Raw genomic sequence first — 24,596 nt, forward strand, 5'->3', positions numbered from 1 at the left:
GCTTGGGAGGTGGACAGGGACAGGCGTGGCGCGGGGAAAGCTTTACGGTCGTTCATTATTATTCTCTCCAATAAGCTTCGAAGGAGCCGCGGCAGGCGCGGTTGCCTCGATTATTGGAAAGGGATGTAAGGCCACGTTGATCGACAGGATCGAAGATGTAAAAAGTCGTAAGTTTTCTGTTACTCAACCGCCAAGCAGAGCATCCAGGGTGCGCCGGGCCTGCAACAAGTCTTCACGCACCGGCACCAACAGCGCCTGCAACGCTGAGCCATCACGCTCCAGGGCGATGTCCTCGAGCTGGCGCAAGGCTGCCGCCAGGCCGCTGAGGCCGAGCGAAGCGCTGCTGCCGGCCAGGCGATGGGCCAATTCACCGGCGACGTTACAGTCTCCCGCCTCGATGGCCTCGAGCAACGCCTGGCGGTAGTCGTCCAGGGTCCGCTGCAGGCTCTGCAGTAGGCTGTGCAGCTTCTGCTCGCCAAGCAGGCTGCGATGGGTCTGCAACAGGGCTTGGTCCAGCAGCCCATCCGGTGCTACCGGCCCTGGGCAGGCCTCGTCGGCCAGGGCACGACGTAATTCGGCCAGTTTCAGTGGCTTGCCCAACACGCCTTGCATGCCCGAATCCAGGTAGCTGCCTAGCAGCCCCGGCTGTACGCTGGCGGTCAGTGCGAGGGCGCGCGTGGCGCGGTTCGGTCCAGCACTGGTGCGTATCTGCCGGCACAGCTCGATCCCGCTCAGCCCTGGCAGGTGCACATCCAGCAACAACAGGTCGAAACGCCGTTGCGCGCACAATACCAATGCCGCGTCAGCGTCCTCCGCCAACCATACCCGGTGCCCTTCGCGCTCAAGCAGTCCGCACGCTACCTCCCGGTTCAGCGCCACGTCCTCCACCACCAGGACCTCGAGGGGCGCGATAGCGGCCAACGGTTGCGACTGGGCCTGGAGCGCTCGGTCGTCGGCCTGCGCCAAGGCCAGCTCCAGCCAGAAACAGCTGCCCTCCCCCTCGTGGCTGCGTACACCGATGCGCCCACCCAATTGCTCGACCAGGTGCTTGCTGATCGCCAACCCCAGGCCGGTGCCGCCATAGCGACGGGCCACCGCTTCGCTGGCCTGACTGAAGCGCTCGAAGATCCGGGCCTGCGCTGCTTCGGCGATGCCGATACCGTTGTCGGTGACACTCAGGCGCAGCAACTGCTGACCGTCAGCCGCTCCCAACACCTGCACCTCGAGCACCACCTGGCCACCCTCGGTGAACTTGATCGCATTGGCCAAGAGGTTGCTCAGCACCTGGCGCAGGTACTGTTCGACACCACGCTGGGCCGGGGCCAGGCGCGGGTCGATGCGGCACTCGAGCACACTGTCATTGGCCAAGGCCCGGGGCTCGAGCAGGGTCAGCACTTCGTCGCACAGCTGACGCAAGGAGAAGTCGACCGGCTCAGGATGACTCTCGCCCTCCTCCAGGCGGGCGAAGTACAGCACTTCGTTGAGGATGCCAAGCAGCCCGTCGGCGGCCTTGTACAGGGCTTCCAGGCGCTTGCGCGCCAGCGCGTCGAGTTCGGCGCCGCGCAACAGCTCGGCCATGCCGAGAATGCCATTGAGCGGGGTGCGCAACTCGTGGCTCATGGTCGCCAGGAAACGCGACTTGGCCCGGTTGGCGGCCTCGGCCTCCTCCTTGGCTCGGCGCAGGCTGGCGGTACGCCGCTCGACCTGCTTCTGCAATTCGTCGCGCTTGTCCTGCAGGGCCAGGCGATCCTGCTCACGGCGCTCGATGTCACTGAGGATAGCCCGGCGCATGTCGTCCAAGGCGTGGGCAACGCTGTCGATCTCATCGTCCGTGGCGGTGCTGCACCGGTCCAGGCGCAACGCTTCGTGCCACTGGCCTGCGCCGATGCGCCGGGCGAAATCGGCCATCACCAATAGGTGGCGGGTCACCAGGCGATGGAACAACCAGGACAGGGCCAAGGCCAGGCCACAGAGGAACAGGCTCATCCACAGCAAGCTGGCCAGCCCCGTGGCGAACAGGCGCTGCTTAACCGCACCGAGGTCGATGCTCACTTCCAGCTCGCCGAGGTGGCGCAGCGCCCCGGAGGGCGGCTGGTAGTCGAGGGAAAAACGCTCGGTGCGCAACGGCCCGCTCGGCGCCGCCTCACCTTGCTGCAACTGGAAGTCGGCGCTGTTCAGGCGCACCTGGGCCACGTCGGAGAAGTCCACTAAGCCACGCAACTGCATGGTGAGCTGCTCTTGGTTGAGGTCCCACAGGCTGCGCTCCAGGCTAGCCAGGTAGCCATCACGGATCAGGGCCATGCGCGAGTCGATGTCGCGCATTTCCCGGCGGTATTCGAAATACAGCTGGACACTGCTGGCCAGTACGGTGAAACACAGGCTGAACAGCAGGATGAAACGCAGCAGCCGGCGCAGCAAGGCGCTGGGACGCAGACGCATCATCGGGCACCTGCTGGCAGGCTGGCCATGTCGCGGTAGGTCACCTCGCTTTCATCCAGCCAGCGTTCGATCTCGCCACTGTCGCTCATCTGCTTCAGCTCGGCATCGATCCGGGCCATCTGCGTGCTCAGTGGCGAGCGCCGCGAGACTGCCAGACGCAGGTAGTCCCGGCTCAAAGCGACGGGCAGTTCCTGGATGTGCTCGCCACCTTGCAGGTGCTCGATGAACAACCGTCCAGTGCGCCGCTCCTGGATCACAAAATCGATGCGTCCGCGCAGCAGCTTGCCGAAATTCTGCGCGCTGCTGGCGACCCACTCGATGTTCTGTTCACGGGCCACGAAGCGGTCGAAAGCCGGACCATAGCTCTCGCCGAACAACAGGCCGCCACGGTGCCCGGCCAGGTCTTCCAGACGTTCGACATGCAGCGGACGGCGGCGGTCGACGAACACCGCCACCTCCTCGCGCAGCACCGGTACCCGGGAAAACGACATGCCTTGGGCGCGCTGGCTCGAGCGGTAGGCCAGCACCACGTCGACGCGTCCTTCAGCGGCATCGAGCAGGCAACGCTTCCAGTTGCCCAGCACGACGGTCTCGACCTCGTACCCCAGGCGGGCGAACACCTGACGCACCACGGTCGGCGCCAGGCCACGGACCTGGCGGCCATCGCTCCAGGATACCGGCGGATAGACCGGGTAATCGCAGTAGCGCACCGTGTCGGCCGCCTGCGCCACGGTAGCGCCCAGCAGCCAGAACAACGCCAGCCAGGTCAGTCGCACGGGTTCAGGCCGCGACGCCAGCGGTGAACAGGTAGCCGGCGCCGTGGATAGTGATGATCAATTGTGGCTCGGCCGGGTCGTCGTGCAGCTTGCGCCGCAGGCGCCCGACCAGCACATCGATGGAACGGTCGTTGGGCACCCATTCGCGGTTGCGGATCTGATCCATCAGTTGGTCACGGGTCAGGGTATGGCCACTGTTGCGCAGGAACACGCTGAGCAACTGGAATTCGCCCTGGGTCAGCAGGGTCTCGCCGCCACGCGGATCGATCAGGCGCCGACGGTCGATGTCCAGGGCCCAGTCAGCGAACTGTTTGAGCGAGCGCTTGATCGCCACCGGCGCCGCCTGCCGGGCATGCTGCACACGACGTACCAGGTTCTTGGCACGCGACACCAGTTCACGGGGATTGAGGGGTTTGATGACATAGTCATCGGCACCGCATTCCAAGCCGACGATGCGGTCAATATCGTCGTTGCGCCCGGTGATGAGGATGATGCCAACCTCGGAACGCACCCGCAGCTCGCGGGTCAGGGTCAAGCCATCCTTGCCCGGCAGGCGGATATCCAGCAGTACCAGGTCAATGTCGTGCTCGGCCAGCACGACTTCGGCCTGCTCGGCAGTGGCCGCGCAGTGCACGTCGTAGCATTCCTGCCCCAAGTAGCTCTGGAGCAGCTCGCGGATGAGCGGATCGTCGTCGACGATCAGTACCCGAGGCATCATGGCGTGTCGTCTCTTTCTTATTGATGTTGTGAGCCGCCAGCAGAGTAGCCTTTACTGAACGATCGATCAACAGCCCCCCACCAAGGTAAAACGCCGCCGCCCGCCAGCCAGCAGGCCATCGACCCAGGCCTCGCAGATCTGAATCCCCTGCTCGGGGCTGAAGGTGCCCGGGTTGAGCCCCGACTCCAGCCACAAGCCATCGAGCAGGGCACTCAAGCTGATCGCGGCAAGGTCCGCGTCGAAGGCTTGCCAGCCCTCCTCCACGGCCAGCTCCGCCAGCAGCCGCGCTAGCTCATTGCGGTATTCACCGTAGGAGTGGTCATGCACCTGGTTGATTGCGTCGGCGGTTTTCACCGCCCCCCAGAACGCCAGCCAGGCATCGAGCAGCTGTGGGTTGAGCAGTTCAGCGCTGAATGAACCACGAAAGAATGCCGAGAGGCGTTCACGGGCATTGGGGGCCGCCTGGGACATGGCCTCGCGCAGCACCGCCATGACCTGCCCGGTGACCGCCATGTAGGCTTCGGCCACCAACTCGTCCTTCCCTGAATAGTGATGGCTGATCAAGCCCACCGAAACCCCGGCCTCGGCGCAGATCTTGCGGATCGAAGCCCCCTGGAAACCATGGCGTTTGAGGCAGACCAGCGTCGCCTCGACCAGGTTGGCCTTGCGTGCGTCGGGCAACATGCGGCTGTAACGGACTTCCTGGCTCATGAAGGTACTCGCGCGATGGGGGCTGAACGACTGTACAACAACAGCCGGGATCAATAGAACCGCGATGTGCGCTCGCTCAGAGGCGGCTGAAATCCGGCTTGCGCTTCTCGGTGAAGGCGCTGAAGGCCTCGCGGGCCTCAGGGCCAGCGACCATCTGCCCGAACACCCGCGCCTCCTCGTCGATACGCTCGCGGACCTCGGCAGCAGCCCCCATCTTGAGCAGGCGTTTGGCCTGGCCAACAGCGGCGGCCGGCTTGTCGGCAATCTTGCCCGCCTGCAGGCGGGCGAAATCCAGCAGTTGTTCGACCGGCAGTACCCGGCTGACCAGGTTCGCCTGCAAAGCCACGTCGGCGTCGAAGGCTTCGCCCGTCAACAGCGCCTCCGCTGCCGCCGGATAACCCATCACCCGTGGCAGCAACAGGCTTGAGGCCGCCTCTGGACATAGCCCGAGATTGACGAAAGGCAGGCTGAAGCGGGCGTTGTCAGCCGCGTAGACCAGGTCGCAATGCAGCAGCATGGTCGTGCCGACACCTACCGCTACGCCGCTGACAGCTGCGACAACTGGTTTGGGGAAGGCGCTGAGCACCCGCAAAAACGCCCATACCGGAGCATCGAACGCCTGCGGTGGATTGTCGAGAAAATCACCCAGGTCGTTGCCGGCGCAGAATGCATCGGGGTCTCCGTGCACCAGCACCACCCGCACTTGCCGATCCTCGGCCGCCGCCTGTAGGTGCGAGGCCAGTACCTGGTACATCGCGGCGGTGAGGGCGTTCTTCTTTTGCGGACGATTGAAAGCAATGGTCAGCACACCGTTGTCGGTGCTGATGGCAAGGTCGTTCATGGCACATCCTTATTCTTGTCGGCACATACGGTTGGGGCAGGCGAAGGCCGAGTATAAGCAGCCCGCCCGTGCGGGTTATCGTCCGAATTACAAATCCGCACAAAACGCTACAAGGCCAGGCCGATACCACAGGCGACCTGCCGCGCACCGTACCTGCCGCTCTCCGGGCGCCGCTCAAGGCGCTTCGAGGTGCTCCATGAAGGTCGTGCCCTGATAGCGTTCGCGAAACAGCCCGGCCTCGACCAGGCGTGGCACGACCTGTTCCAGGAACAGGTGCATCGACCCCACCGAGCCGCCAGGGGCGGCGATGAACCCATCGATCGCACCTGCGCCAGCCCAGGCGGCGATCTGCTCCACGGCATCGTCGACGGTGCCGATAACCTGCCAGTGGGCCGCGGATATGACTTCTGGCCGCAACAACAGCTCGTCCAGGCGCAATGACTCGCGCTCGATCAAACGGCGCAGCAGATTGGTATGGGTACGGCTGCCAGGGTTCTGCACCGGCGCGGGCAGGTCGGCCGCGTTGATCTCACGGTCCAGCGGCCAGTCCGCCAGGTCCAGGCCGATCATCTGCTTGATCGAGGCAAACTTCCTGGCCCTGTCCATCCGCGCGTGGGTCTGCAGGAACATCTCGCGGGCTTGCTCACGGGTCGGGGCCAGGTACAGGCTCAGCCCAGGCAACAAGCGTACATCGCAGGCCATGCGCCCATGCCGCTCGGCCCGCCGGGACAGGTCGCGCCGCAGTTCCAAGGCGGCGTCGATGTCCGGGGTCGGGGCAAACACCAGGTCAGCCACTGAGGCCGCGAAGTCACGGCCACTGTCCGACGCGCCTGCCTGTACCAGCGGGATGCGGGCGTTGGCGAACGCAGGCAGGTTGAGCGGCCCTTTCACCCGTAGGTGACGGCCATCATGGTCGATGGGACGCACCTTGGACGCATCGGCGTAACACCCTTGCTCACGGTCCACCAGCAAGGCCTCATGCGGGAAGCTGTCCCACAGTTTGCGAACCACTTGGGTGAACTCGGCCGCCCGTTCATAGCGCGCTTCGGCGCAGGGCATCGCATCGAGGCCGAAGTTCTCGTGCCCCTGCAGGGCCGTGACGATGTTCCAGCCCGCACGGCCATTGCTCAGCCAATGCAACGACTGCAATTGCCGCGCGACCGCATAGGGCGGGAAGAAGGTGGTCGACACAGTCGAGACCAAGCCAATGCGCGAGGTTTCACGGGCAACGGCGGCCAACAGCACGGTGGGGTCGAGGCTGGCGAATCCGGAGCCGGTTTCCAGTACGTCCATGGGCAGGCAACTCACGTCCGGGCGAAAGACGAAATCGAGGTGGACGGCCTCGGAACGCTTGGCGATGTCGATGGCGAAATCAGCAGTGTAAATGCCCTCGATATTGCTGTCCGCCCGGCGCCAGGCATCGCCACTGAGCCAGGTGGGCGCGAGCGACATGCCGATATGCAAGCGTCTAGGGGTGGTCATCTTTTCGCTATCTCCTTATCCGGATAAAAAACGCACCGGCCCCTCTCAGGGCCGGTGTCTCGGTGAAGCCGAGCGTCTGTCAGAAAGCGCCCTTGATGCCGACACCGAAGGTCCGTGGCTGGGTCATGCTCGCCTCGGTGCCACCGATGCCACGGTTCTCTTGCATGTAGGTCGGCGAACGGTCGTCGAAGACGTTCTTCACGTACCCGTAGAGCTGGACCTGATCGTTGAAGCGGTAGCTCATCCGTGCATCGGTCAAGGTGTAGGGCTTGACCGAGTACGACGAGGTATTCGCGGTGTCGGAGTAATAGCCATCGAGGTAGCGCACCTGGGCGTTCAGGTTGAGCCGGTCCGTGATATCCCAACTTGGGCCGAAGGTCAGGGTGTAGCCCGGTGAGCGGGCGAACTCGTTGTGCTCGTAGTCGGCATTGCTGGAGATCTTGTCGATACGGGTGCGCAGCACGCCCGCGCTGGCCTTCAGGCGCAGGTTGTCCAGCAGTTGGTAGTCGGCGTCCAGTTCCAGGCCATAGGCGTGGGCCTTTTCCGCATTGATGGTGTACGACTGGGAGACGCCCGGTGAAATCACCACCGGGATGTTGTACTGCGCGTCCTTGAAGTCCATGTAGAACAGGTTGGTGTTCAGGTGCAGGCGATCGTCCAGCAGGCTAGCGCGGCTGAACAACTCGTAGTTCCAGACCGATTCGTCATCGAAGCGGGCCCATTGCCGAGTGGTCAGGTTGAGCGACACGCCGCCCGGGTTGTAGCCACGGCTGACCATGCCACCGACGGTCCACTGCGGGGTGGCGGCAAAGGCCAGGGAGACCTTCGGCAGCAAAGCCCGGAAGGTCTGCTGGTAATCCAGCGCGGTCGGGGCCAGTACGGAGTTGCCGAGCCGTTCGATCCTGTCTTCCTGGTAGCGCAGGCCGGTGTTCAAGGTCCAGCGCTCGGTCAGGCGGTAGTTCAGCTCACCGAAGACCCCGAGGTTTTTCTTGGTGTCGTCGAAGGCCGACAGGCCGCGCAGGTTCAAGGTTTCGTCGCTGGTGGTGCGAGCGTAGAACACACCGGCCATGCCGCTGAGCACCTCCTGCCCGTCACCGAAGATGATCCGTGATTCGTTGGAAGCATTCTTCTGGCGGATGTCCGCGTCCCCCTCTCCCGCCGCTCCCGTGACCCGGTGCACGGAGGACAACGAGTACTGCGCCTGGTTGAACAGGCGGATGCCGTTGCCCAGGTCATAGGACACATCGAGGATGCTGGTGTTGGTGTCCTGCTCCCAGCTCGGCATAGTGGTCGTGGTGTGGTCAAGCTTGTGGAACGGCCGCGAGGCGGCCTCTTGGCTGGGACGGTTGGTGTCGTTATGGGAGAAGGTGAACTTGCTCTCCAGGCCTGGAATCGAGCTGGGCAACCAGAGCAGCTTGGCCCGTGCATTCAGGGCGCTGAAATCCTGGTCGGTGCCGCTGCCCTGGAAATTCGGACTCTTGTAGTCGATGAAGGTGTCGCGCCCGGAATAGTCCAGCGCCAGGCGCCCAGCGAAGTCTTGGGACAAGGGACCAGAGACAGCGATGGAGGTGCGCCGCGCGTTGTAGTTGCCGATTTCCGCCTGGTAGGCCGCCTCCGGGGTGAAGGTCGGGTCCTTGGTGTTGACGATGATCGCGCCGGCAATGGCGTTGGCGCCTTGCGAAGTGGTTTGCGGCCCACGGAAGACTTCGATGCTGTCGACATCCCAGACCGAGGTCGCCCCATAGAAGAACTCGTTGTAGTTCAGGTAATGGCCATCGAGGTTGATCGTGGCCCGTGGCACCGTGCCGCCCCAGAACACGTTCTGTCCATTGTTCGGCCCCTGGGTGTCTTGGCCACGGATGATCGGCGCTCCCACCGAGTCGGTGTAGACCACGTTCGGAATGTCGTTGATCACCTCCGACACCGACGCGTTCCCGGTTTCCCTCAGAGCGATGTCGCGGTCGGTGACGACCGAGACCGACGATGCCGTTTCCTTCAGCTCGCGTTCCAGCTTCTCACCCGTGACCACGAGCGACTCCAATGTCAGCACGGACTTGCCCGCGGCCGGGACCTCCTGGGCAATTGCCGGGAATGCCGACAGCAACGATGACAAGCTGGCGACACCGATGCCTTGACCGATTGAACGATGGATGTAGACCTTCAAAGCTGCTCTCCAAATGAGAATGATCCCGTTTAGCAATTAGGCTATCACGATGCCATTATATTCCTCAATAAAGAATGCATTCCTCAAAGTGAAATAAAAGAGCAACTCCTTTGCCGTCTAGGGAGAGCCGGACGACCAGCGGAACCGGTATGATTGGGCGAGCCCTACGCCAACACAGCGCAGGCCAGCGCCTGAAAGCCACCGTGACCAACCCCAAGTGAGGAGAGGATGCCGTTGAACACTTCGCAGAACCCGTCGGATGAAGCGGCAGACACATCGAGCGAGAAGCGCTCTGGCACCATCCAGTCGGTAGCGATCGCGACACGCTTCCTCAACACCCTGGCCAATGCCGAAAGTGAACTGGCCCTGGGCGAGGTCGCCCGGCGCACGGGCACCGGTGGCTCGACGGCGCACCGCTACCTGCAGAGCCTGGTGAAGGAAGGCCTGGCCAAGCAGGACCCGCTGACCGGCCTGTATGACCTTGGCCCGGCGGCCCTGAACATCGGCATCGCCGCCCTGAAGCGGGTCGACGCGGTGGAGATTGCCGCCCAGCGCATGAAGGCCCTGACGCTCCAGCATGCCGCCAGCGGTGGCGTGGCCATCTGGACCCCACGCGGTCCGACTCTGGTGCGCTGGTACCGCAGCGCCTACTTCTCGATCAACCCGCTGGCCCTGGGCGACATCCTGCCCATCGACAACACGGCCTGCGGCCTGGTGTTCCAGGCGTTCCTGCCCAAGGCGGTGATCGACGATGCGCGCAAGCAGCAGCCGGCCCACTTCCGCGGCAGCCGGCCGAGCGAAGCAGTACTCGACGAAGTCCGCCAGCGCTGCTGGGCCGAGATGACCAGTCACCTGCTGTCGAATGTCACCGGCCAGGCGGCGCCGGTGTTCGATGCGCAGCAGGAAATCGTCTGTGCCATGACCACCGTCAGCGACTTGGGGCAGTTGCGCTCACCACAAGATCGCGACGCGCTGTTTCATGAGTCCGTCCTAGTCAACCAGGCCACCGGCGGATCCGCCCCCGGTGCCGACAGCGACCCACCACGACGCTGAAGCCCCCAGCGCTCAGGCCAAAGGCTGCGTGCGCTTCAACGTGCGTGGCACGACCATCGGCGTGCCGCTGACCGGGTCGGTGATGATCATCGACGACAGGGAAAAGACCTGTTCGACCAATTGCTCGGTGAAGATCGTGCCAGGCTCCCCCTCGGCGACGATCGCACCGTCACGCATGGCGATCAGGTGGGTGGCGTAACGACAGGCCTGGTTGAGGTCATGCAGGACCGCAACGATGGTTCGTCCCTGCTGGTTGAGCGCGGCCAACAGCTCCAGCAGTTCGATCTGATGGGCGATGTCTAGGTAAGTGGTCGGCTCGTCGAGCAGCAACAGCGGGGTGTCCTGCGCCAGCACCATGGCGATCCAGACCCGCTGCCGCTGGCCGCCGGAAAGTTCATCGGTCATCCGCTCGGCAAGCGCCGCCACACCGGTCGCCTCCATCGCCCGTTGCACCGCCTCTTCATCCGCCTTGGACCATTGCTGCAGGAAGGACTGATGCGGATAACGGCCGCGCGCCACCAGCTCGGCAACAGAGATGCCATCTGGTGCCTGCGCGCTTTGCGGCAACAAGCCCAGCCGGCGGGCGACCTCCCGGGCCGGCAACTGGCGGATGTCCTTGCCATCGAGCAGCACATGCCCATGCGTCGGCACCAGCAGACGCGCCAAGGCCGCGAGCAGAGTCGACTTGCCACAGGCGTTGGGGCCGACGATGACAGTGAACGAGCCGTCCGGAATGCCGATGGAAAGGTTCTCCGACACGGTGCGTGCGTCACGGCGCAAGGTCACGGCATCCGCGTGCAAGCGGTGGGTCATGGGGATGGGTTCCTAGTAGCAGTAGGTCAGGGGAAATCAAATGTGGAATCTATTCTACATTCTGGAATAGCATATACGAGAAGCATTATCATTGAGTTCGAGGCATCGGGGCTCCACGTCCCCAGCCGCGTTATCCGTTTTCCAGCCCTTCACCGTGAAAGCCGCCGCCATGACCGCACCCCGCCGCCTCTCCCTGCCGATGATCACCGTCACCCTAGCCTTGCTCGGCAACCTCACCATGGCCGCAGGCGATCCACAGCCCGAGCGCATCATCTCGACCACACCCAGCGTAACCGGCATCCTGCTGGCCATGGACGCCCCCCTGATCGCCAGCGCCGCCACCACCCCCAGCCGCCTGACCGACGACAAGGGTTTCTTCTCGCAATGGGCTCAGGTGGCAGACGAACGTGGTGTCCAGGTGCTGTACCGCAACCTGCAGTTCGACATCGAAGCGGTGGTCGCCAGCGATACCGACCTGCTGGTTGCCTCTGCGACCGGTGCCGATAGCGTCGCGCCATACCGCTCGGAGATCGAGGCGCAGGGCGTACCGGTGATGGTGGTCAACTATTCGAACCAGAGCTGGCAGGAGATCGCCACCGAGCTGGGCAAGCGTACCGGCCTGCAGCGCCAGGCACAGGCCGCCATCGAGCGCTTCGACGCCTATGCAGCCGAGACAGCCGCCCACATCACGCCACCGGCGGGCCCGGTCAATGTGATCGGCTACAACATCGCCGGCAGCTTCTCAGTCGGCCGGGGCAGCAGCCCGCAGGCCCGCCTGCTCACGGCCCTGGGCTTCACGGTGGCGGAGCTGCCACAAGCGCTGGCGGCAAAAGTGACGAGGGCATCGGATTTCCAGTTCATTTCCAGGGAGAACCTGCCCGCCGCCATCAATGGTGAAAGCGTGTTCCTGATGGGTGCCAGCGACAGTGACGTACAGGCGTTCCTCGCCGACCCGGTGCTGGCCAACCTGCCGGCGGTGCGTAACGGGCGGGTCTACCCGCTGGGGCCGAGCTCGTTCCGCATCGACTACTACTCGGGGCGGCAGATGGTCGACACCGTCGCCGGGTACTTTCGCTGAACCATGCGCGTGCTCGCTCGGCCCTTCTGGGCAACACCCTCGCCTTTGCGCCGGCGCCAGGCCCGCGCCAAGGGGCTGCTCGTCGCCGCAACGCTGCTCTGTCTGCTTGCCCTGCTCAGCCTGGCGGTCGGCTCCAGCCCCGTTCCGCTGACCATTACCTTTGAAGCCCTGCTGGGCGTGGGCGAGCACACCGACCAGCACCTGATCGTCCGTGAGCTTCGCGTTCCACGCACCCTCGTGGCCTTGCTGGCCGGGCTGGCCCTCGGTGTGTCCGGCAGCGTCATGCAAGCGGTCACCCGCAACCCACTGGCCGAGCCGGGCCTGCTAGGCATCAATGCCGGTGCGGCGCTGGCGGTGATCGTCGGCGTCGTAGTGTTCGACCTGACCAGCATGTCCCAATACCTCGGGGGCGCCTTTCTCGGTGCGGGGCTGGCCGGCATCGCCGTCTTCCTGCTCGGCCAGGCCCACGAAACCGGCACCAACCCGGTACGCCTGGTGCTCGCCGGTGCCGGCTTGTCGGTCATGCTGGCCTCGCTGACGGGCATCATCGTGCTCAATGCCCCACCCGAGGTGTTCGACAGGTTCCGCCACTGGGCGGCAGGGTCCCTGGCCGGCAGCGGCTTCGCTCTGCTCGGGTTGCCGGCCCTGGCCATCGGCGCCGGCCTGCTCGCGGCCCTGTCCATCGCCGCCAACCTCAATGCCCTGGCCCTGGGCAAGGACCTCGGCCAGGCACTGGGCATGAACCTGCGCCTGACCTGGCTGCTGGCCTGTTGCTCGGTCATGCTGCTGGCTGGCGCGGCGACCGCCATGACCGGACCGATCGGTTTCGTCGGCCTGGTCGCACCACACCTCGCCCGCCTGCTGGTCGGCCCGGACTACCGCTGGATCCTGCTCTACTCCGCTCCCATCGCGGCAGCCCTGCTGCTGAGTGCCGACGTGCTTGGCAGGCTGATCGCCACACCGGCGGAAATCGCCGCTGGCATCATTGCCCTGCTCCTCGGCGGCCCCTGCTTCATCGTCCTGGTCAGGCGCCTGCGCCTGAGCCGGCTATGACCGGTATCCGCGCCCTGCGGGTCGGTCGGCTGTCGCTGCGCTACCGACCACGGCCAGCGCTGGTGTGCGCCCTGTTGGTCCTGGCCGGCCTGGCCCTGGGCACGGTTCTGCTCGGTACCGGGTCCTTGGCGCTGCAACCAGCGGATGTGCTCGCCAGCCTCCTGGGCTACGGCCAAGACCCCACGGCTCAGCACGTCATCCACCGCGTACGTCTGCCCCGCCTGCTCACAGCGAGCCTGGTCGGCGCGGCCCTGGGCATGGCGGGGGCGATCTTCCAATCGATCTCGCGCAACGCGCTGGGCTCACCGGACGTCATCGGCTTCACCACCGGCGCCGCCAGTGGGGCGATCGTACAGATCATCCTGTTCGACGCCGGGCCGCTGGCCACCGCGCTGGCCGCCGTACTGGCCGGGCTCGGCACTGCGCTGCTGGTCGTGCTGCTGGCGAGGAAGGGCCGTACGAGCGGCGGCTACCGCCTCGTGCTGATCGGCATTGGCGTTGGCGCCAGCCTGTCGGGCCTGAACAACATGCTGCTGGTGACTGGCAACCTGGACCAGGCCCTGTTCGCCCAGCTCTGGCTCGCCGGCTCGCTGAACACCCGCACCTGGTCGCATGTGCTGCCAGCCGCGCTCGGCCTGCTGGGCATCGTGCCCTTGGCGCTCTACCACGCCCGGCGCATCAATCTGCTGGAGATGGGTGACGAGACGGCCAGCCAGCTCGGCGTACCAACGGAACATACCCGACTGGTCATGGTGCTGGCCGCTGTCGCCCTGACCGCGATCGCCACCGCGTCGGCTGGCCCAATCGCCTTCATCGCCCTGGCCGGCCCGCAGATCGCCAGGCGCCTGACTTTGTCGCCCGATGTGCCACTGGTCTCGGGGGCGCTGATGGGCGCGGTCCTGCTGATGGCGGCCGACCTGCTCAGTCAGCGCCTGGCCTCCAGCGTCAACCTGCCGATCGGCCTGATGACCGGACTGCTCGGCGGTTTCTACCTGTTGTGGCTGCTGGTGAGTAGTAAACGGATCTGAGCCCTGGAGGTCTCGATTTCCACGGCGCCGCCGAGTCTGTAGGAGCGGGCTCGCCCGCGAATCGAGGGCAAAACCCTCGCCTAGCGGATGTATTACTTGCACTGCCCCTGTCTTTTGTTCAGAAATTCCTGAACTGATTATTTGCTCACAGGGATTTTTCCCACAAACCACGCTCACCAGAATCGTCTCACGACAATCACAAAAAACCGTGAGGCCACTCCCGTGGACCAGACCCCGCAGCCCCAGGTCCGGCAAGCCGCCGCCGAGCTCGTAGACGCCTTCGCCAGCAACGACAGCGCACGCTACTTCGCCTGTTTCAGCGAAGACGCCACCTTCCTATTCCACACCTTGCCGCAACCACTGCACTCACGTGCCGAATACCAAGCGCTCTGGCAGCAATGGCAGGCCGAGGGGTTCGCGGTGCTGGGCTGCCGTTCGAGCAACGCCAGCGTCAGCCTGCAAGGCGAGGTGGCTATCTTCATGCACGACGTTACCACCCATATCCGCCTGGCCGGCGAAGAGCATCACCTCGAAGAACGTGAAACCATCGTCTTCCGCCAACATGGCGGACGCTGGCTGGCCTGCCATGAGCACCTGTCGGTGGCGGCCGCCTCCTGACATGCCGTGGCGCGAGCAGGCCAAGCGAAGCCTGCCGCCCACAACCGTTGCACCCCGTTTCCGGCGGCCCTGCCGCCACTGCCAATGCACACACCGCCCGGCTTATCCAGGCGGTGCTTAAAACAACAACCGTGACAGGCGCTGGAGCTACACAATGAGCCAATCGACGCGTATCGAGACCTTTGGTGTCGAGCAGATTCCCGACAGCCAACGCGACGCCACCCCGACCGACCTGTTCCGCCTGATCTTCGGCGGCGCCAACACCTTCGCCACCGCTGTGCTGGGCAGCTTCCCGGTGCTGTTCGGCCTGTCCTTCCAGGCCGGCGTCTGGTCGATTCTTCTCGGCGTTGGCATCGGCGCCCTGATCCTGGCACCCATGGGCCTGTTCGGTGCCCTCAATGGCACCAACAACGCGGTCTCGTCCGGCGCGCACTTCGGCGTCCATGGGCGCATCGTCGGCTCGTTCCTGTCGCTGCTGACAGCCGTGGCCTTCTTCTCGCTGTCGGTGTGGAGCTCCGGGGATGCCCTGGTCGGCGGCGCCAAGCGCCTGGCCGGGTTGCCGGAGACGGACCTGACCCTGGGCCTGGCCTACGGCCTGTTCGCGGTACTGGTGCTGATCGTCTGCATCCACGGTTTCCGCTTCATGCTGTGGGTCAACAAGATCGCGGTGTGGGCCTCCAGCCTGCTGTTCCTGCTGGGCATCTTCGCCTTTGCCGGGCCTTTCGATAGCGGCTTCGCCGGCAGTGTCAGCCTCGAACAACCGGGCTTCTGGGCGGCCTTTATAGGCTCGGCGATCCTGGCCATGAGCAACCCCGTGTCGTTCGGCGCCTTCCTCGGCGACTGGTCGCGCTACATCCCACGGGAAACACCGAAGTCGCGCATCATGCTGGCCGTGATCGCGGCCCAGGCCGGCACCTTGATTCCCTTCCTCTTCGGCCTGTGCACCGCAACCCTGGTAGCGACCCAAGCCCCCGAGTACATCGAGGCCAACAATTATGTCGGTGGCCTGCTAGCCATCTCGCCGACCTGGTTCTTCCTGCCGGTATGCCTGATCGCCGTGATCGGCGGCATGTCCACCGGCACCACGGCGCTGTACGGCACCGGCCTGGACATGTCCAGCGTGTTCCCGCGCCTGCTCAGCCGCGCCGGCGCCACTCTGCTGATCGGTGTCGCCGCCATCGCCTTCATCTTCATCGGCCGCTTCACCTTCAACCTGGTGCAAAGCGTGTCCACCTTCGCCGTACTGATCATTACCTGCACCAGCCCCTGGATGGTGATCATGATCCTCGGCCTGATCACCCGTCGCGGCTTCTACCACGCCGACGACCTACAGGTCTTCACCCGTGGTGAGCGCGGTGGGCGCTACTGGTTCCAGCATGGTTGGAACTGGCGTGGAATGGGCGCCTGGATCCCTAGTGCGGCGGTAGGCCTGAGCTTCGTCAACCTACCTGGGCAGTTCGTCGGTCCGCTGGGTGAGCTGGCCGGCGGCATCGACATCAGCCTGCCGATCACCCTGGGCCTGGCCGGCATGCTCTACCTGGCCTTGCTCAACCTCTTCCCTGAACCCGACTCGGTGTATGGCCCCATGGGCCCGCGCTGGGTGCGCCGGAAAATCCTGGCCACGCCCCCGCTGGACAACACCGAAACCGCCTGATCACTGACTGGAACCCGACCATGACATCACCTCACTACATCGACGGCCGCTGGGTGGCTGGCGCTGGCACTGACTGCATCACCGTCCACGATCCTTCCCTGGGGCAGCCCTTTGCCGAACTCATGGCCGCCAGTGCCGAACAGGTCGACCAGGCCGTGAGCGCCGCCCGCCGCGCACTGCCCCACTGGAAAGCCGTCAGTCCCTCGGAACGCGCCCGCTATCTGCGTGGCTTCGCCGAACAGCTCGACCTGCGCCGCGAAGCGCTGGTCAGCCTGCAAATGCAGAACAACGGCAAACCGCGCCATGAAGCCGAAGTGGACCTCGACGACGCGGTAGCGACCTTCAACTATTACGCCAACCTGGCCGAACAACTGCCGGAAAAGAACCGCGACGTCCCCCTGGCCGCCCCTGCCTTCACAGCTCGCACGCGCCTGGAACCGGTGGGTGTCGTTGGCCTGATCGTGCCTTGGAACTTCCCACTGGTGACCAGCGCCTGGAAGCTCGCACCTGCCCTCGCCGCCGGCTGCACCGTGGTGCTCAAGCCGTCCGAGGTCACGCCGCTGGTCGAGCAGGCCTACGGCCAGATCGCCGACTCCCTGGGCCTGCCGGCTGGCGTGCTGAATATCGTCAACGGCAAGGCCGACACGGGCGCCGCGCTGAGCACCCACAACGGCCTGGACAAACTTTCCTTCACCGGCAGCAACAGCGTCGGCAGCCAGGTGATGCGCAGCGCGGCAGCCCAGTGCCGGCCTGTCACCCTGGAGCTGGGTGGCAAGTCCGCCATCCTGGTGTTCGACGACTGTGACCTTGACCAGGCGGTGGAATGGATCGTCGCGGGCATCTGCTGGAACGCCGGGCAGATGTGCTCGGCAACCTCGCGCCTGTTGGTCCAGGACGGCATCGCCGATGCGCTACTACCACGCTTGCAGGCCGCCTTCGAGCGGCTGCGTGTCGGCAACCCGTTGCGCGAAGAGGTCGACATGGGCCCACTGACCAGCCAAGGGCAGTGGCTCAAGGTCGCAGCCTATTTCGCCATCGCCCGGGAAGAAGGCCTGCAGTGCCTTGCCGGCGGCACCTGCCTGGAGTCTCCGGGCTGGTTCGTCAGCCCGACCCTCTATGCCGACGTGCCTGCCGACAGCCGTCTGTGGACGGAAGAAATCTTCGGCCCAGTCCTCTGCGCCCGGCGCTTCAGCACCGAGGAAGAAGCCATTGCCCTGGCCAACGACAGCCGCTTCGGCCTGGTCGCCACCGTCGCTACGGCCGACCTGCAGCGCGCCGAGCGGGTTGCCGATGTGCTGGAAGTCGGCCACGTCTGGATCAACTCGATCCAGGCGGTGTTCGTCGAAACCTCCTGGGGCGGTACCAAGGGCAGTGGCATCGGGCGCGAGCTAGGGCCTTGGGGATTGTCTGCCTATCAGTCGGTGAAGCATGTGACCCGCTGCCTCGGCTGATAGCGAATGCTCTTCATGTACGCCTAGCGTTGGCGCGAAGATCCGCGCCAACGCTAGGCGCTCCGCCATTTTGCCGTCAGGATAGACATCGTCGAAACGCACCAGAACCTGCAAAGGAACGCCTCGCATGATGTCGATCAATGAGTTCATCCAGGGTTTCGCCCACAGCCCGTTCAGCACCGCAACACCCACCCGCCCCTGGCAGCTCATTACCGAGATAGAAGGCATGATCGACGGCCTGCTCCCCCTGTTGCCAGCGGAGCAGTTCCGGATCGTCGAACGGACGGCGATCCATCGCGATGCCATTGTCGAGCCTGGCGCAGTGATCAAGGGCCCCGCCATCATCGGCGCCCAGTGCTTCATTGCCGCAGGCGCCTACCTGCGCGGTGGCTGCTGGCTTGAAAACAACTGCATCCTCGGCCCCGGCGCGGAGCTCAAGACCAGCCTGATGTTCGCTGGCAGCAAGCTGGCCCACTTCAACTTTGTCGGAGACTCGATCATCGGACGCGACGTCAATCTGGAGGCTGGCAGCATCGTCTGCAACTATCGCAACGAGCGCGCGGACAAGGAGATTCAAGTACGTCTGGACGGCGGACTGCACAAGACAGGCACGCTGAAGTTCGGCGCGCTACTGGGCGACGGCAGCCGAATCGGCGCCAATGCCGTTGTTGCGCCCGGCGCCTTGCTTGCACCGGGCAGCATCGTCCGCCGCGCCAGCCTCCTGGACCAGGAAGTCGAGTAGCTGGCCGGTCAGGCGTTGTCATCCACCGGGCGCTGCGGGTTCTCCTGCACCAGCACCATGCTCTGCGGCGACGACAGGGCGATGCCCTCGTCGCGCAGGCGGCCGAGGATGGTGAACAACAGGTCGCTGCGCGCACCAGACACCGCCCGTGGTCCGCTGACGTAACCACTGGCGCTGAGCACCAGGCCATTGTTGGTGAGGTCCTTGAAGGTCACCGACGGTGCCGGCGCATCGAGGATCGACTCGTGCTCACGATAAGCCTGCAACAACAACTCACGTACCTGCGATACATCTGTGTCCAGCGGCAGGGTCAGGGTGACACCGACCACCCCCAGGGCATTGCCCATGGTCACGTTGCGCACGTTCTGCGAGATGAACTGGGAGTTGGGCACGATCACCGTTGAGCGGTCGGCCATCTGGATCTCGGTGGCGCGCACGTTGATCCGACGGATATCGCCCTCCACCCCGCCGAGGCTGACCCAGTCGCCAACCTTCACTGGCCGCTCGGTGAGCAGGATCAGGCCGGAAATGAAGTTCTGCACGATGGCCTGCAGGCCGAAGCCGATCCCCACCGACAGGGCGCTGACCACCCAGGTCAGGTTGGTCAGGTTGATGTGCAAGGTCGACATGACCAACATCGCCAGGAACACGAAACCCAGGTAACCGACCAGGGTCACCAGCGAAGCGCGCATGCCGGCGTCCATGTCGGTTTCCGGCAGCAGGCGCTCGCTCAGCCAGCGCTTGAGTACACGGATACCGAACAGCCCGCCGAGGAACAGGCCCACGGCCAGGAGGATGTCCTGGGGCACGATGTTCAGGTTGCCCAGTGTTTTGCCGCTGCCGTCCCACTGGGCGAGGCTGAGCAACAACTCGCCAGGGCCGGTGCCCGACGGCAGGAACGCGAACAGCACTGCGGTGAACACCAGCAGAGTGCGGCCGATCCCGGCCAGCACGGTACTGACCTGGGCCTGGTGACGCGGGGCCAGGCCTAACGCCGAAGCCAGCGCCAGGCCACCGGGTTGACGGGGAGAAAGCAAGGTTTCGCAAAGGTCGCCGAACACCGCGATCAACAGGTAGGCGCAGGTCGCCACCACACTGATCCACAGCAGCTTGGCCGTCAGGAAATAGGCCAGGGTCAGGTAGCCCGTGAGCAACGTCAGCAGGATCACGCCCACCCAAACCGTGACCACGAAGGGAATCAGCCCGGCGATGCCTGCGGGACGCTCCAGTTGATGTTGTCGGCTGGTGCGCCGATAGAGCACCAGGGCCGTGGCGAAGATCAGCGATACCACCAGGGCGGTCAGGCCATTGGTGGCCACGGTCAGGGCCAGGCTGCTGGCGATCACGCTGTTGATCCGCTCTTGGGTCAACAGCAGCATCAACGCCAAGGCCAGCACCGGTGGGAACCAACTCAACGCGCTGGCGACCTCGTCCGGAATCGGCGGCAAGCGCCAGGACGGACGTGACAGCATGAGCATCGCGCGACCCAGGCCAGCGATAAAGGCACAGAACACCACCAATGTGAGGATGTGGTTGGTCAGGCTGGCGATGTCCGTGCCCAGTTCGGTACTGCTTTCCAAGCCCCAGCGCAACAGCGATACCGCTCCACCGATGGTGGTCAGGGTGGCCAGGCCGACGCCCAGCGCCAGAGCGCTGCGGCGTAGCCGGCCTTCCGGCAACCAACGGATCATCACCTGCGTCAGCATGCGTTCGAGCAGCCGTCGGCCCAAGGTCCAGAGCAGGATCGCGGCCACCAGGCTGGCAATGAACAAACCACGCTGCCCAGCACTCAATGCAGTGCCCAGCGCTGCCAGCGTCTCGTCCCGCAGATCGCGCAGACGGCCCAGGTCGTCGTCGGTGGGGCGGATCAGGCTGGACCAGAAGGCCGGACTCAGCGGGCTGGCCGTACGGCTGGTGACTTGCGAGTTGAACAGGCTGCGACGTAGGTTGATGATCTGCGCGGACAAGTCACGGGCTGACTGGGCCAATTGGGCGGCCTGCTGCTGTTGCGCGAGCAGGGACTTCTTCTGCGCGCTCAGCTCTTGGCGTTGGCGGGTCAGGCTCTCGGCTTCATCGGCCTGAGCCGGGCCGAGGACGTTGAGCTGGTCATCCAGGCGCGCCACATCCGCCGTACGCATTGCCGCCAGGGCATCCGCCTGACGCTGGACCTGCAAGGTCGCCTGGCGCAACTGGGCCAGCAGGTCGTCGTTGGCGTTGCTGGTCACCCCCTGGCGGATCAGGTCGAGCCGATCGTCCAGTTGCTCCAGGCTCGCCTCCTCGCCCAACACCGGCAGTTCGCCGGGCGCCATGCGTGCCACCGGCCCGGCAGAAGCCGACCAAGCCGGCATGGCCACCCACAACAACAGGGCCAGAAGCCCCAGGCAAACAGTGTTCAGGCTGGCTCGCCGCATCGAATTCCCCTCGTTCACTTTCCGGCCTATCGATCATAGACCGCCACAGACCGCTGGAAATTCTACGCTGCCGCCAAGCGTCAAGGGTGAGATGTTTCGCGTTCGAGCAACTGCCGCTTGCGCTCCACACCCCAGCGGTAGCCACTGATGTCACCGTCACGGCGCACCACGCGGTGACAGGGAATCGCCACGGCGATCTTGTTCGCCGCGCAAGCCATGGCTACGGCGCGTACGGCCCGCGGCGCGCCAATACGCTCGGCGATCTCGGTATAGCTGACCCGGCTACCGACCGGCACCTCGCGCAACACCTGCCACACCCGCTCCTGGAAGGCCGTGCCTTGCACGTCCAGCGGCAGGTTCAGGCCCAGCGCAGGCATTTCGACGAAACCGACCACCTCAGCGACCAGGCGCTCGAAACCGGCATCGCCTCCCAGCAGTTGTGCCTTGGGGAACTGGTCTTGCAAGTCACGCAGCAACAACTCGGGATCATCCCCCAGGAGGATGGCGCAAATGCCGTGCTGGCTCTGCGCTACCAAAATCGCTCCCAGTGAACACTCGCCGATGGCGAAGCGGATCGTCGCCCCTGCGCCTCCGGCCCGGTACTCGCGGGGGCGCATGCCCAGGCGCTGTCCGGCGCTCTCGTAGAAGCGACTGTTGGAGTTGAAGCCGGCGCCATAGATGGCATCGGTTACCGAGGTAGACGCATCGCCCAGTTCCTCGCGCAAACGTCGGGCACGGAAGGCCGAGGCATAGGCCTTTGGCGTCAGGCCAGTCTCGGCCTTGAACAACCGGTGCAGGTGAAACGGACTAAGGCCAAGCTGCTCGCCCAGTTGCTCCAGGTTGGGTGGCGTGTCGCTGGCCTCGATCAAACGACAGGCCCGGGCCACCAGTTCGGTTCGGCGCGCATTGGCCTGGGCCTTGTCGGCCGAACAACGCCGACAAGCACGGTAGCCCGCCGCTTCGGCCGCCTCGGCGTCGCTGAAGTACTCGACGTTCTCGCGCCTTGGCAAGCGCGCGCGGCAACTGGGCCGGCAATAGATGCCCGTGGTGCGCACGGCATAGACGAACTGCCCGTCGGCGCTGGGATCATTTGCCTGCACGGCGCACCAGCGTTGCTCATCGGTGCGGAAAGAGGATATGCCGGGGGTCATGTCAGTCTCCCTTTTCGATTCATGAGGCCCAGCCTAACGAGCCGCCCAAGACCGATCACTCCGATTCTTGCGCGGTATGTTCAGGCCCGCCAGAGGTACCAGGAGGCGACCGTGCGGAACGGGCTCCAGGCACCGCCCAGCGAACGCATCTGTGCGGGGGTGGGAGCCTTGTCCAAACCCTTGAGGCGCCGATAGCCCTCGCGGACGCCAAAATCATCCACCGGTAGCACGTCCGAGCGCCCCAAGCTGTAGATCAGCAGCATTTCCACGGTCCAGCGTCCTACGCCCGGCAGGGTGACCAGCCGCTCGATCAGGGCCTCGTCGCTCAGTGCCAAGGCTTCGTCACGGCAGGGAATCAGGCCATCCAAGCGCGCCTGGGCGATGGCCCGGAGAGTTGCCAGCTTGGTGGCGGAAAAACCACAGGCGCGCAGGGCCTGTGGGTCGCTGTCCAACAGTTGCCCTGGGGACGGAAAGGCTGCGCCCGGGTACAACGCCAGCAAACGTCCGAGGATGGCATCACCGGCACGGGCGTGCAGTTGCTGGTAGGCAATGGCGCGCGCCAGCGCCTCATAGGGCTCGCGTCCTGGCGTGGCCTGGTGCAGGCAAGGCCCTGTGGCCTCGATGTGCCGCGCCCAGTCGGGGTCCAGCCCAGCGAGAAAACGCGTGGCGTTGCGGTAGCCCTCGGGTGACAGATCGGCATGAACCATGGCGCGGTACCTGTGAGATCGACAAGGGTCCATGGTAGCCCAGGCGTCCCTCGGGGAAACGTCGATTCTTGCGCTGCAATTTCCAGATAGGCCGTTGCTCTTTGTCGCGCGCCGAGAATAAAATGAGAACGATTAACAATCACGCCAAGGCTCAGGGCTTCCCAGACGATGCAGATGAATGACACGCTGAAACCGGCCGAGGTCGATCTGCTCTATCAAGCCCACCACACCTGGTTGCGCGGCTGGCTGCGAGCGCGGGTCGGCTGCCAGGAGAATGCCGCCGACCTGGCCCAAGACACGTTCGTCCGCCTGCTGCACGCGCGCCAGGCCTCACCGCTGAAAGAACCCCGAGCCTACCTGAGCAGCATCGCCCGTGGCCTGATGATCGATCAGTTCCGCCGTCGCGCACTGGAGCGCGCCTACCAGGAAAGCCTGGCTCACCTACCTGACGGGGAAGTCCCCAGCGAAGAGCAGCGTCTGATCATCCTCGACACCCTCGAACGCCTCGACCAGATGCTCCATCAACTCAAGCCACGGGCACGCCAGGCCTTCCTGCTCGCCCAGCTCGATGGCATGAGCATCCCACAGGTGGCCCGACAGTTGGAGGTTTCCCGCGCCACCATCGAGCGGGATCTGGCCAAAGCCCTGGCGGTCTGCTACCGGCTGCGCTATGCAGACGCCTGAACACGCCCCTGGGCAAGCCCAGGTCGACCAGGCCATCGAATGGCTGGTCAAACTACGCTTCGACAAGCCCAGCCCGAAGACCGAGCAACAGTTCCAGCAATGGCTGGCCAGCCATCCACAGAATGCCCACGCCTGGCAGCGGGTCAGCCGCATGGGCGACGAACTGGCCTGCCTGCCCAGTGGACTGAGCCGCCGCACTCTGGAAGGTACCCGGCGCCAGCTCATCTCCCGTCGAGACAATCTGAAGCTGCTGGCGGTCCTGGGTGTCGGCGGCAGCCTTGGCTGGTTGGCACGCGAGCCCCTCGGCCTGCCAGCGATGCTTGCCGACAACCACACCGCCACAGGGGAACGCCGCAGCCTGAAGGGGATCGACGGCAGCCGCATCCAGCTCAACAGCGCCAGCGCCATCGACCTGCGCTATAGCGCGGAGCAACGCCTGATGACCCTAGTGCGGGGCGAGGTCAGCTTGGACAGCAACGCCAACGATCGCCGACCGTTCCACATCAACACCCGCGTGGGTGACCTGCAAACGAGCAACGGCCAATTGCTATTGCGGGAGAACAGCCAAGGCCTTCTGCTTGCAGTGAAACGCGGTGAAGTCGCGCTGTTCCCCTCCTCGTCCACCACCCCGCACCTGGTGCACCCAGGTGAAACCCTGCAACTGGACAGCCTCGGGCAGTTCCAGGCGGTCAAGCTGCACAGCGACCCGTGGGGCTGGACCGATGGCGTGCTCAGCGTGCAGCAGATGCCGCTCGGTGAGTTCGTCGACGAGCTGTCGCGCTACCGCCCGGGCCTGCTGCGCTGTGCGCCAGAAGTCGCCGGCCTGAAGGTATCCGGCACCTATCAACTGGCGGATACCGACCAGATCCTGCAACTGATCGCCCACTCACTGCCGGTGCGCATCGACTACCGCACGCGTTATTGGGTGAGCATCAGCGCCGCCTGAAAAATAGTTGAAAAATAATGAGGTGGAATCTCATTCTCGTCCGGCCTGAAGGAACAAAGCCCGAAAAGTGGTCTTC

At 64.8% G+C, this 24,596-nt stretch carries 21 protein-coding genes; 10 read left to right on the forward strand and 11 right to left on the reverse strand.

Annotated features, from left to right (window positions below):
* Nucleotides 1–183 precede the first annotated feature (183 nt).
* The 7 genes from ACYU03_RS22245 to ACYU03_RS22275 all read right to left on the reverse strand — a co-directional run bounded on the left by ACYU03_RS22245 (nt 184) and on the right by ACYU03_RS22275 (nt 9,131).
* Entirely contained in the window at nt 184–2,442 is a 2,259-nt protein-coding gene (locus ACYU03_RS22245; protein WP_461886768.1) for an ATP-binding protein, read from the reverse strand.
* Nucleotides 2,439–3,215 carry a substrate-binding periplasmic protein gene (locus ACYU03_RS22250; protein WP_461886769.1) on the reverse strand — a complete coding sequence of 259 codons (777 nt, stop codon included), beginning with the start codon at nt 3,213–3,215 and terminating at the stop codon, nt 2,439–2,441. Before ACYU03_RS22250 ends, ACYU03_RS22245 begins: the two co-directional genes overlap by 4 nt.
* Before the next feature lie 4 nt (nt 3,216–3,219).
* Nucleotides 3,220–3,933 (reverse strand): response regulator, encoded by a 714-nt coding sequence (locus ACYU03_RS22255; RefSeq protein WP_461886770.1) that lies wholly within the window; start codon nt 3,931–3,933, stop codon nt 3,220–3,222.
* A gap of 66 nt (nt 3,934–3,999) precedes the next feature.
* Nucleotides 4,000–4,644, reverse strand: a complete 645-nt coding sequence (locus ACYU03_RS22260) for a TetR family transcriptional regulator C-terminal domain-containing protein (protein ID WP_461886771.1) — start codon at nt 4,642–4,644, stop codon at nt 4,000–4,002.
* A gap of 76 nt (nt 4,645–4,720) precedes the next feature.
* On the reverse strand, nt 4,721–5,485 hold the full coding sequence (locus ACYU03_RS22265; RefSeq protein WP_461886772.1) for an enoyl-CoA hydratase: 765 nt from the start codon (nt 5,483–5,485) through the stop codon (nt 4,721–4,723).
* 174 nt (nt 5,486–5,659) lie between these two features.
* Nucleotides 5,660–6,967, reverse strand: a complete 1,308-nt coding sequence (locus ACYU03_RS22270) for an NtaA/DmoA family FMN-dependent monooxygenase (protein WP_461886773.1) — start codon at nt 6,965–6,967, stop codon at nt 5,660–5,662.
* A gap of 79 nt (nt 6,968–7,046) precedes the next feature.
* The gene (locus tag ACYU03_RS22275) at nt 7,047–9,131 is read right to left on the reverse strand and encodes a TonB-dependent receptor (RefSeq protein WP_461886774.1); all 2,085 of its coding nucleotides are present in this window, start codon (nt 9,129–9,131) and stop codon (nt 7,047–7,049) included.
* A gap of 228 nt (nt 9,132–9,359) precedes the next feature.
* On the opposite strand from ACYU03_RS22275, the gene ACYU03_RS22280 reads away from it, so the two are divergent.
* Nucleotides 9,360–10,184 (forward strand): IclR family transcriptional regulator, encoded by an 825-nt coding sequence (locus ACYU03_RS22280; RefSeq protein WP_461886775.1) that lies wholly within the window; start codon nt 9,360–9,362, stop codon nt 10,182–10,184.
* 12 nt (nt 10,185–10,196) lie between these two features.
* Here ACYU03_RS22280 and ACYU03_RS22285 read toward each other — a convergent pair whose 3' ends face one another.
* The gene (locus ACYU03_RS22285) at nt 10,197–10,997 is read right to left on the reverse strand and encodes an ABC transporter ATP-binding protein (protein ID WP_461886776.1); all 801 of its coding nucleotides are present in this window, start codon (nt 10,995–10,997) and stop codon (nt 10,197–10,199) included.
* A 169-nt stretch (nt 10,998–11,166) separates the two neighbouring features.
* Between ACYU03_RS22285 and fepB the strand changes: the two genes are divergently transcribed.
* The 7 genes from fepB (at nt 11,167) to ACYU03_RS22320 (ending at nt 18,621) form a co-directional block, all read left to right on the forward strand.
* Nucleotides 11,167–12,075 carry a Fe2+-enterobactin ABC transporter substrate-binding protein gene (fepB, locus tag ACYU03_RS22290; RefSeq protein WP_461886777.1) on the forward strand — a complete coding sequence of 303 codons (909 nt, stop codon included), beginning with the start codon at nt 11,167–11,169 and terminating at the stop codon, nt 12,073–12,075.
* Nucleotides 12,076–12,078: 3 nt separating this feature from the next.
* On the forward strand, nt 12,079–13,128 hold the full coding sequence (locus ACYU03_RS22295) for a FecCD family ABC transporter permease (RefSeq protein ID WP_461886778.1): 1,050 nt from the start codon (nt 12,079–12,081) through the stop codon (nt 13,126–13,128).
* The gene (locus tag ACYU03_RS22300) at nt 13,125–14,156 is read left to right on the forward strand and encodes a FecCD family ABC transporter permease (protein ID WP_461886779.1); all 1,032 of its coding nucleotides are present in this window, start codon (nt 13,125–13,127) and stop codon (nt 14,154–14,156) included. Before ACYU03_RS22295 ends, ACYU03_RS22300 begins: the two co-directional genes overlap by 4 nt.
* Before the next feature lie 222 nt (nt 14,157–14,378).
* Complete coding sequence (locus ACYU03_RS22305; RefSeq protein ID WP_461886780.1) at nt 14,379–14,774, forward strand: YybH family protein; 396 nt, start codon at nt 14,379–14,381, stop codon at nt 14,772–14,774.
* 154 nt (nt 14,775–14,928) lie between these two features.
* Entirely contained in the window at nt 14,929–16,428 is a 1,500-nt protein-coding gene (locus tag ACYU03_RS22310; RefSeq protein WP_461886781.1) for a purine-cytosine permease family protein, read from the forward strand.
* 20 nt (nt 16,429–16,448) lie between these two features.
* Nucleotides 16,449–17,879, forward strand: a complete 1,431-nt coding sequence (locus tag ACYU03_RS22315) for an aldehyde dehydrogenase family protein (protein ID WP_461886782.1) — start codon at nt 16,449–16,451, stop codon at nt 17,877–17,879.
* A 127-nt stretch (nt 17,880–18,006) separates the two neighbouring features.
* A complete protein-coding gene (locus ACYU03_RS22320) occupies nt 18,007–18,621 on the forward strand; it encodes an LbetaH domain-containing protein (protein ID WP_461886783.1) in 615 nt (204 codons plus the stop codon).
* Between the two features lie 8 nt (nt 18,622–18,629).
* Here ACYU03_RS22320 and ACYU03_RS22325 read toward each other — a convergent pair whose 3' ends face one another.
* The 3 genes from ACYU03_RS22325 to ACYU03_RS22335 form a co-directional block, all read right to left on the reverse strand.
* Nucleotides 18,630–21,032 (reverse strand): DUF3772 domain-containing protein, encoded by a 2,403-nt coding sequence (locus ACYU03_RS22325; protein ID WP_461886784.1) that lies wholly within the window; start codon nt 21,030–21,032, stop codon nt 18,630–18,632.
* A gap of 80 nt (nt 21,033–21,112) precedes the next feature.
* Nucleotides 21,113–22,183 (reverse strand): bifunctional DNA-binding transcriptional regulator/O6-methylguanine-DNA methyltransferase Ada, encoded by a 1,071-nt coding sequence (ada, locus tag ACYU03_RS22330; RefSeq protein WP_461886785.1) that lies wholly within the window; start codon nt 22,181–22,183, stop codon nt 21,113–21,115.
* A gap of 80 nt (nt 22,184–22,263) precedes the next feature.
* The gene (locus ACYU03_RS22335) at nt 22,264–22,890 is read right to left on the reverse strand and encodes a DNA-3-methyladenine glycosylase family protein (protein WP_461886786.1); all 627 of its coding nucleotides are present in this window, start codon (nt 22,888–22,890) and stop codon (nt 22,264–22,266) included.
* A gap of 168 nt (nt 22,891–23,058) precedes the next feature.
* On the opposite strand from ACYU03_RS22335, the gene ACYU03_RS22340 reads away from it, so the two are divergent.
* Nucleotides 23,059–23,574, forward strand: a complete 516-nt coding sequence (locus tag ACYU03_RS22340; protein ID WP_461886787.1) for a sigma-70 family RNA polymerase sigma factor — start codon at nt 23,059–23,061, stop codon at nt 23,572–23,574.
* Nucleotides 23,561–24,520: a DUF4880 domain-containing protein gene (locus tag ACYU03_RS22345; RefSeq protein ID WP_461886788.1), complete on the forward strand. Its 960-nt coding sequence runs from the start codon at nt 23,561–23,563 to the stop codon at nt 24,518–24,520. Before ACYU03_RS22340 ends, ACYU03_RS22345 begins: the two co-directional genes overlap by 14 nt.
* Nucleotides 24,521–24,596: the final 76 nt, after the last annotated feature.

This window comes from Pseudomonas sp. X10 (genome assembly GCF_054889225.1).

What these genes read in the sequence shown, in the direction of transcription:
- ACYU03_RS22245 (WP_461886768.1), bottom strand. Translation starts at nt 2,442, where the DNA reads ATGATGCGTCTGCGTCCCAGCGCCTTGCTGCGCCGGCTGCTGCGTTTC.
- ACYU03_RS22255 (WP_461886770.1), bottom strand. Translation starts at nt 3,933, where the DNA reads ATGATGCCTCGGGTACTGATCGTCGACGACGATCCGCTCATCCGCGAG.
- ACYU03_RS22260 (WP_461886771.1), bottom strand. Translation starts at nt 4,644, where the DNA reads ATGAGCCAGGAAGTCCGTTACAGCCGCATGTTGCCCGACGCACGCAAG.
- ACYU03_RS22265 (WP_461886772.1), bottom strand. Translation starts at nt 5,485, where the DNA reads ATGAACGACCTTGCCATCAGCACCGACAACGGTGTGCTGACCATTGCT.
- ACYU03_RS22270 (WP_461886773.1), bottom strand. Translation starts at nt 6,967, where the DNA reads ATGACCACCCCTAGACGCTTGCATATCGGCATGTCGCTCGCGCCCACC.
- ACYU03_RS22280 (WP_461886775.1), top strand. Translation starts at nt 9,360, where the DNA reads ATGCCGTTGAACACTTCGCAGAACCCGTCGGATGAAGCGGCAGACACA.
- ACYU03_RS22285 (WP_461886776.1), bottom strand. Translation starts at nt 10,997, where the DNA reads ATGACCCACCGCTTGCACGCGGATGCCGTGACCTTGCGCCGTGACGCA.
- fepB (WP_461886777.1), top strand. Translation starts at nt 11,167, where the DNA reads ATGACCGCACCCCGCCGCCTCTCCCTGCCGATGATCACCGTCACCCTA.
- ACYU03_RS22295 (WP_461886778.1), top strand. Translation starts at nt 12,079, where the DNA reads ATGCGCGTGCTCGCTCGGCCCTTCTGGGCAACACCCTCGCCTTTGCGC.
- ACYU03_RS22300 (WP_461886779.1), top strand. Translation starts at nt 13,125, where the DNA reads ATGACCGGTATCCGCGCCCTGCGGGTCGGTCGGCTGTCGCTGCGCTAC.
- ACYU03_RS22310 (WP_461886781.1), top strand. Translation starts at nt 14,929, where the DNA reads ATGAGCCAATCGACGCGTATCGAGACCTTTGGTGTCGAGCAGATTCCC.
- ACYU03_RS22315 (WP_461886782.1), top strand. Translation starts at nt 16,449, where the DNA reads ATGACATCACCTCACTACATCGACGGCCGCTGGGTGGCTGGCGCTGGC.
- ACYU03_RS22320 (WP_461886783.1), top strand. Translation starts at nt 18,007, where the DNA reads ATGATGTCGATCAATGAGTTCATCCAGGGTTTCGCCCACAGCCCGTTC.
- ACYU03_RS22325 (WP_461886784.1), bottom strand. Translation starts at nt 21,032, where the DNA reads ATGCGGCGAGCCAGCCTGAACACTGTTTGCCTGGGGCTTCTGGCCCTG.
- ada (WP_461886785.1), bottom strand. Translation starts at nt 22,183, where the DNA reads ATGACCCCCGGCATATCCTCTTTCCGCACCGATGAGCAACGCTGGTGC.
- ACYU03_RS22335 (WP_461886786.1), bottom strand. Translation starts at nt 22,890, where the DNA reads ATGGTTCATGCCGATCTGTCACCCGAGGGCTACCGCAACGCCACGCGT.
- ACYU03_RS22340 (WP_461886787.1), top strand. Translation starts at nt 23,059, where the DNA reads ATGCAGATGAATGACACGCTGAAACCGGCCGAGGTCGATCTGCTCTAT.
- ACYU03_RS22345 (WP_461886788.1), top strand. Translation starts at nt 23,561, where the DNA reads ATGCAGACGCCTGAACACGCCCCTGGGCAAGCCCAGGTCGACCAGGCC.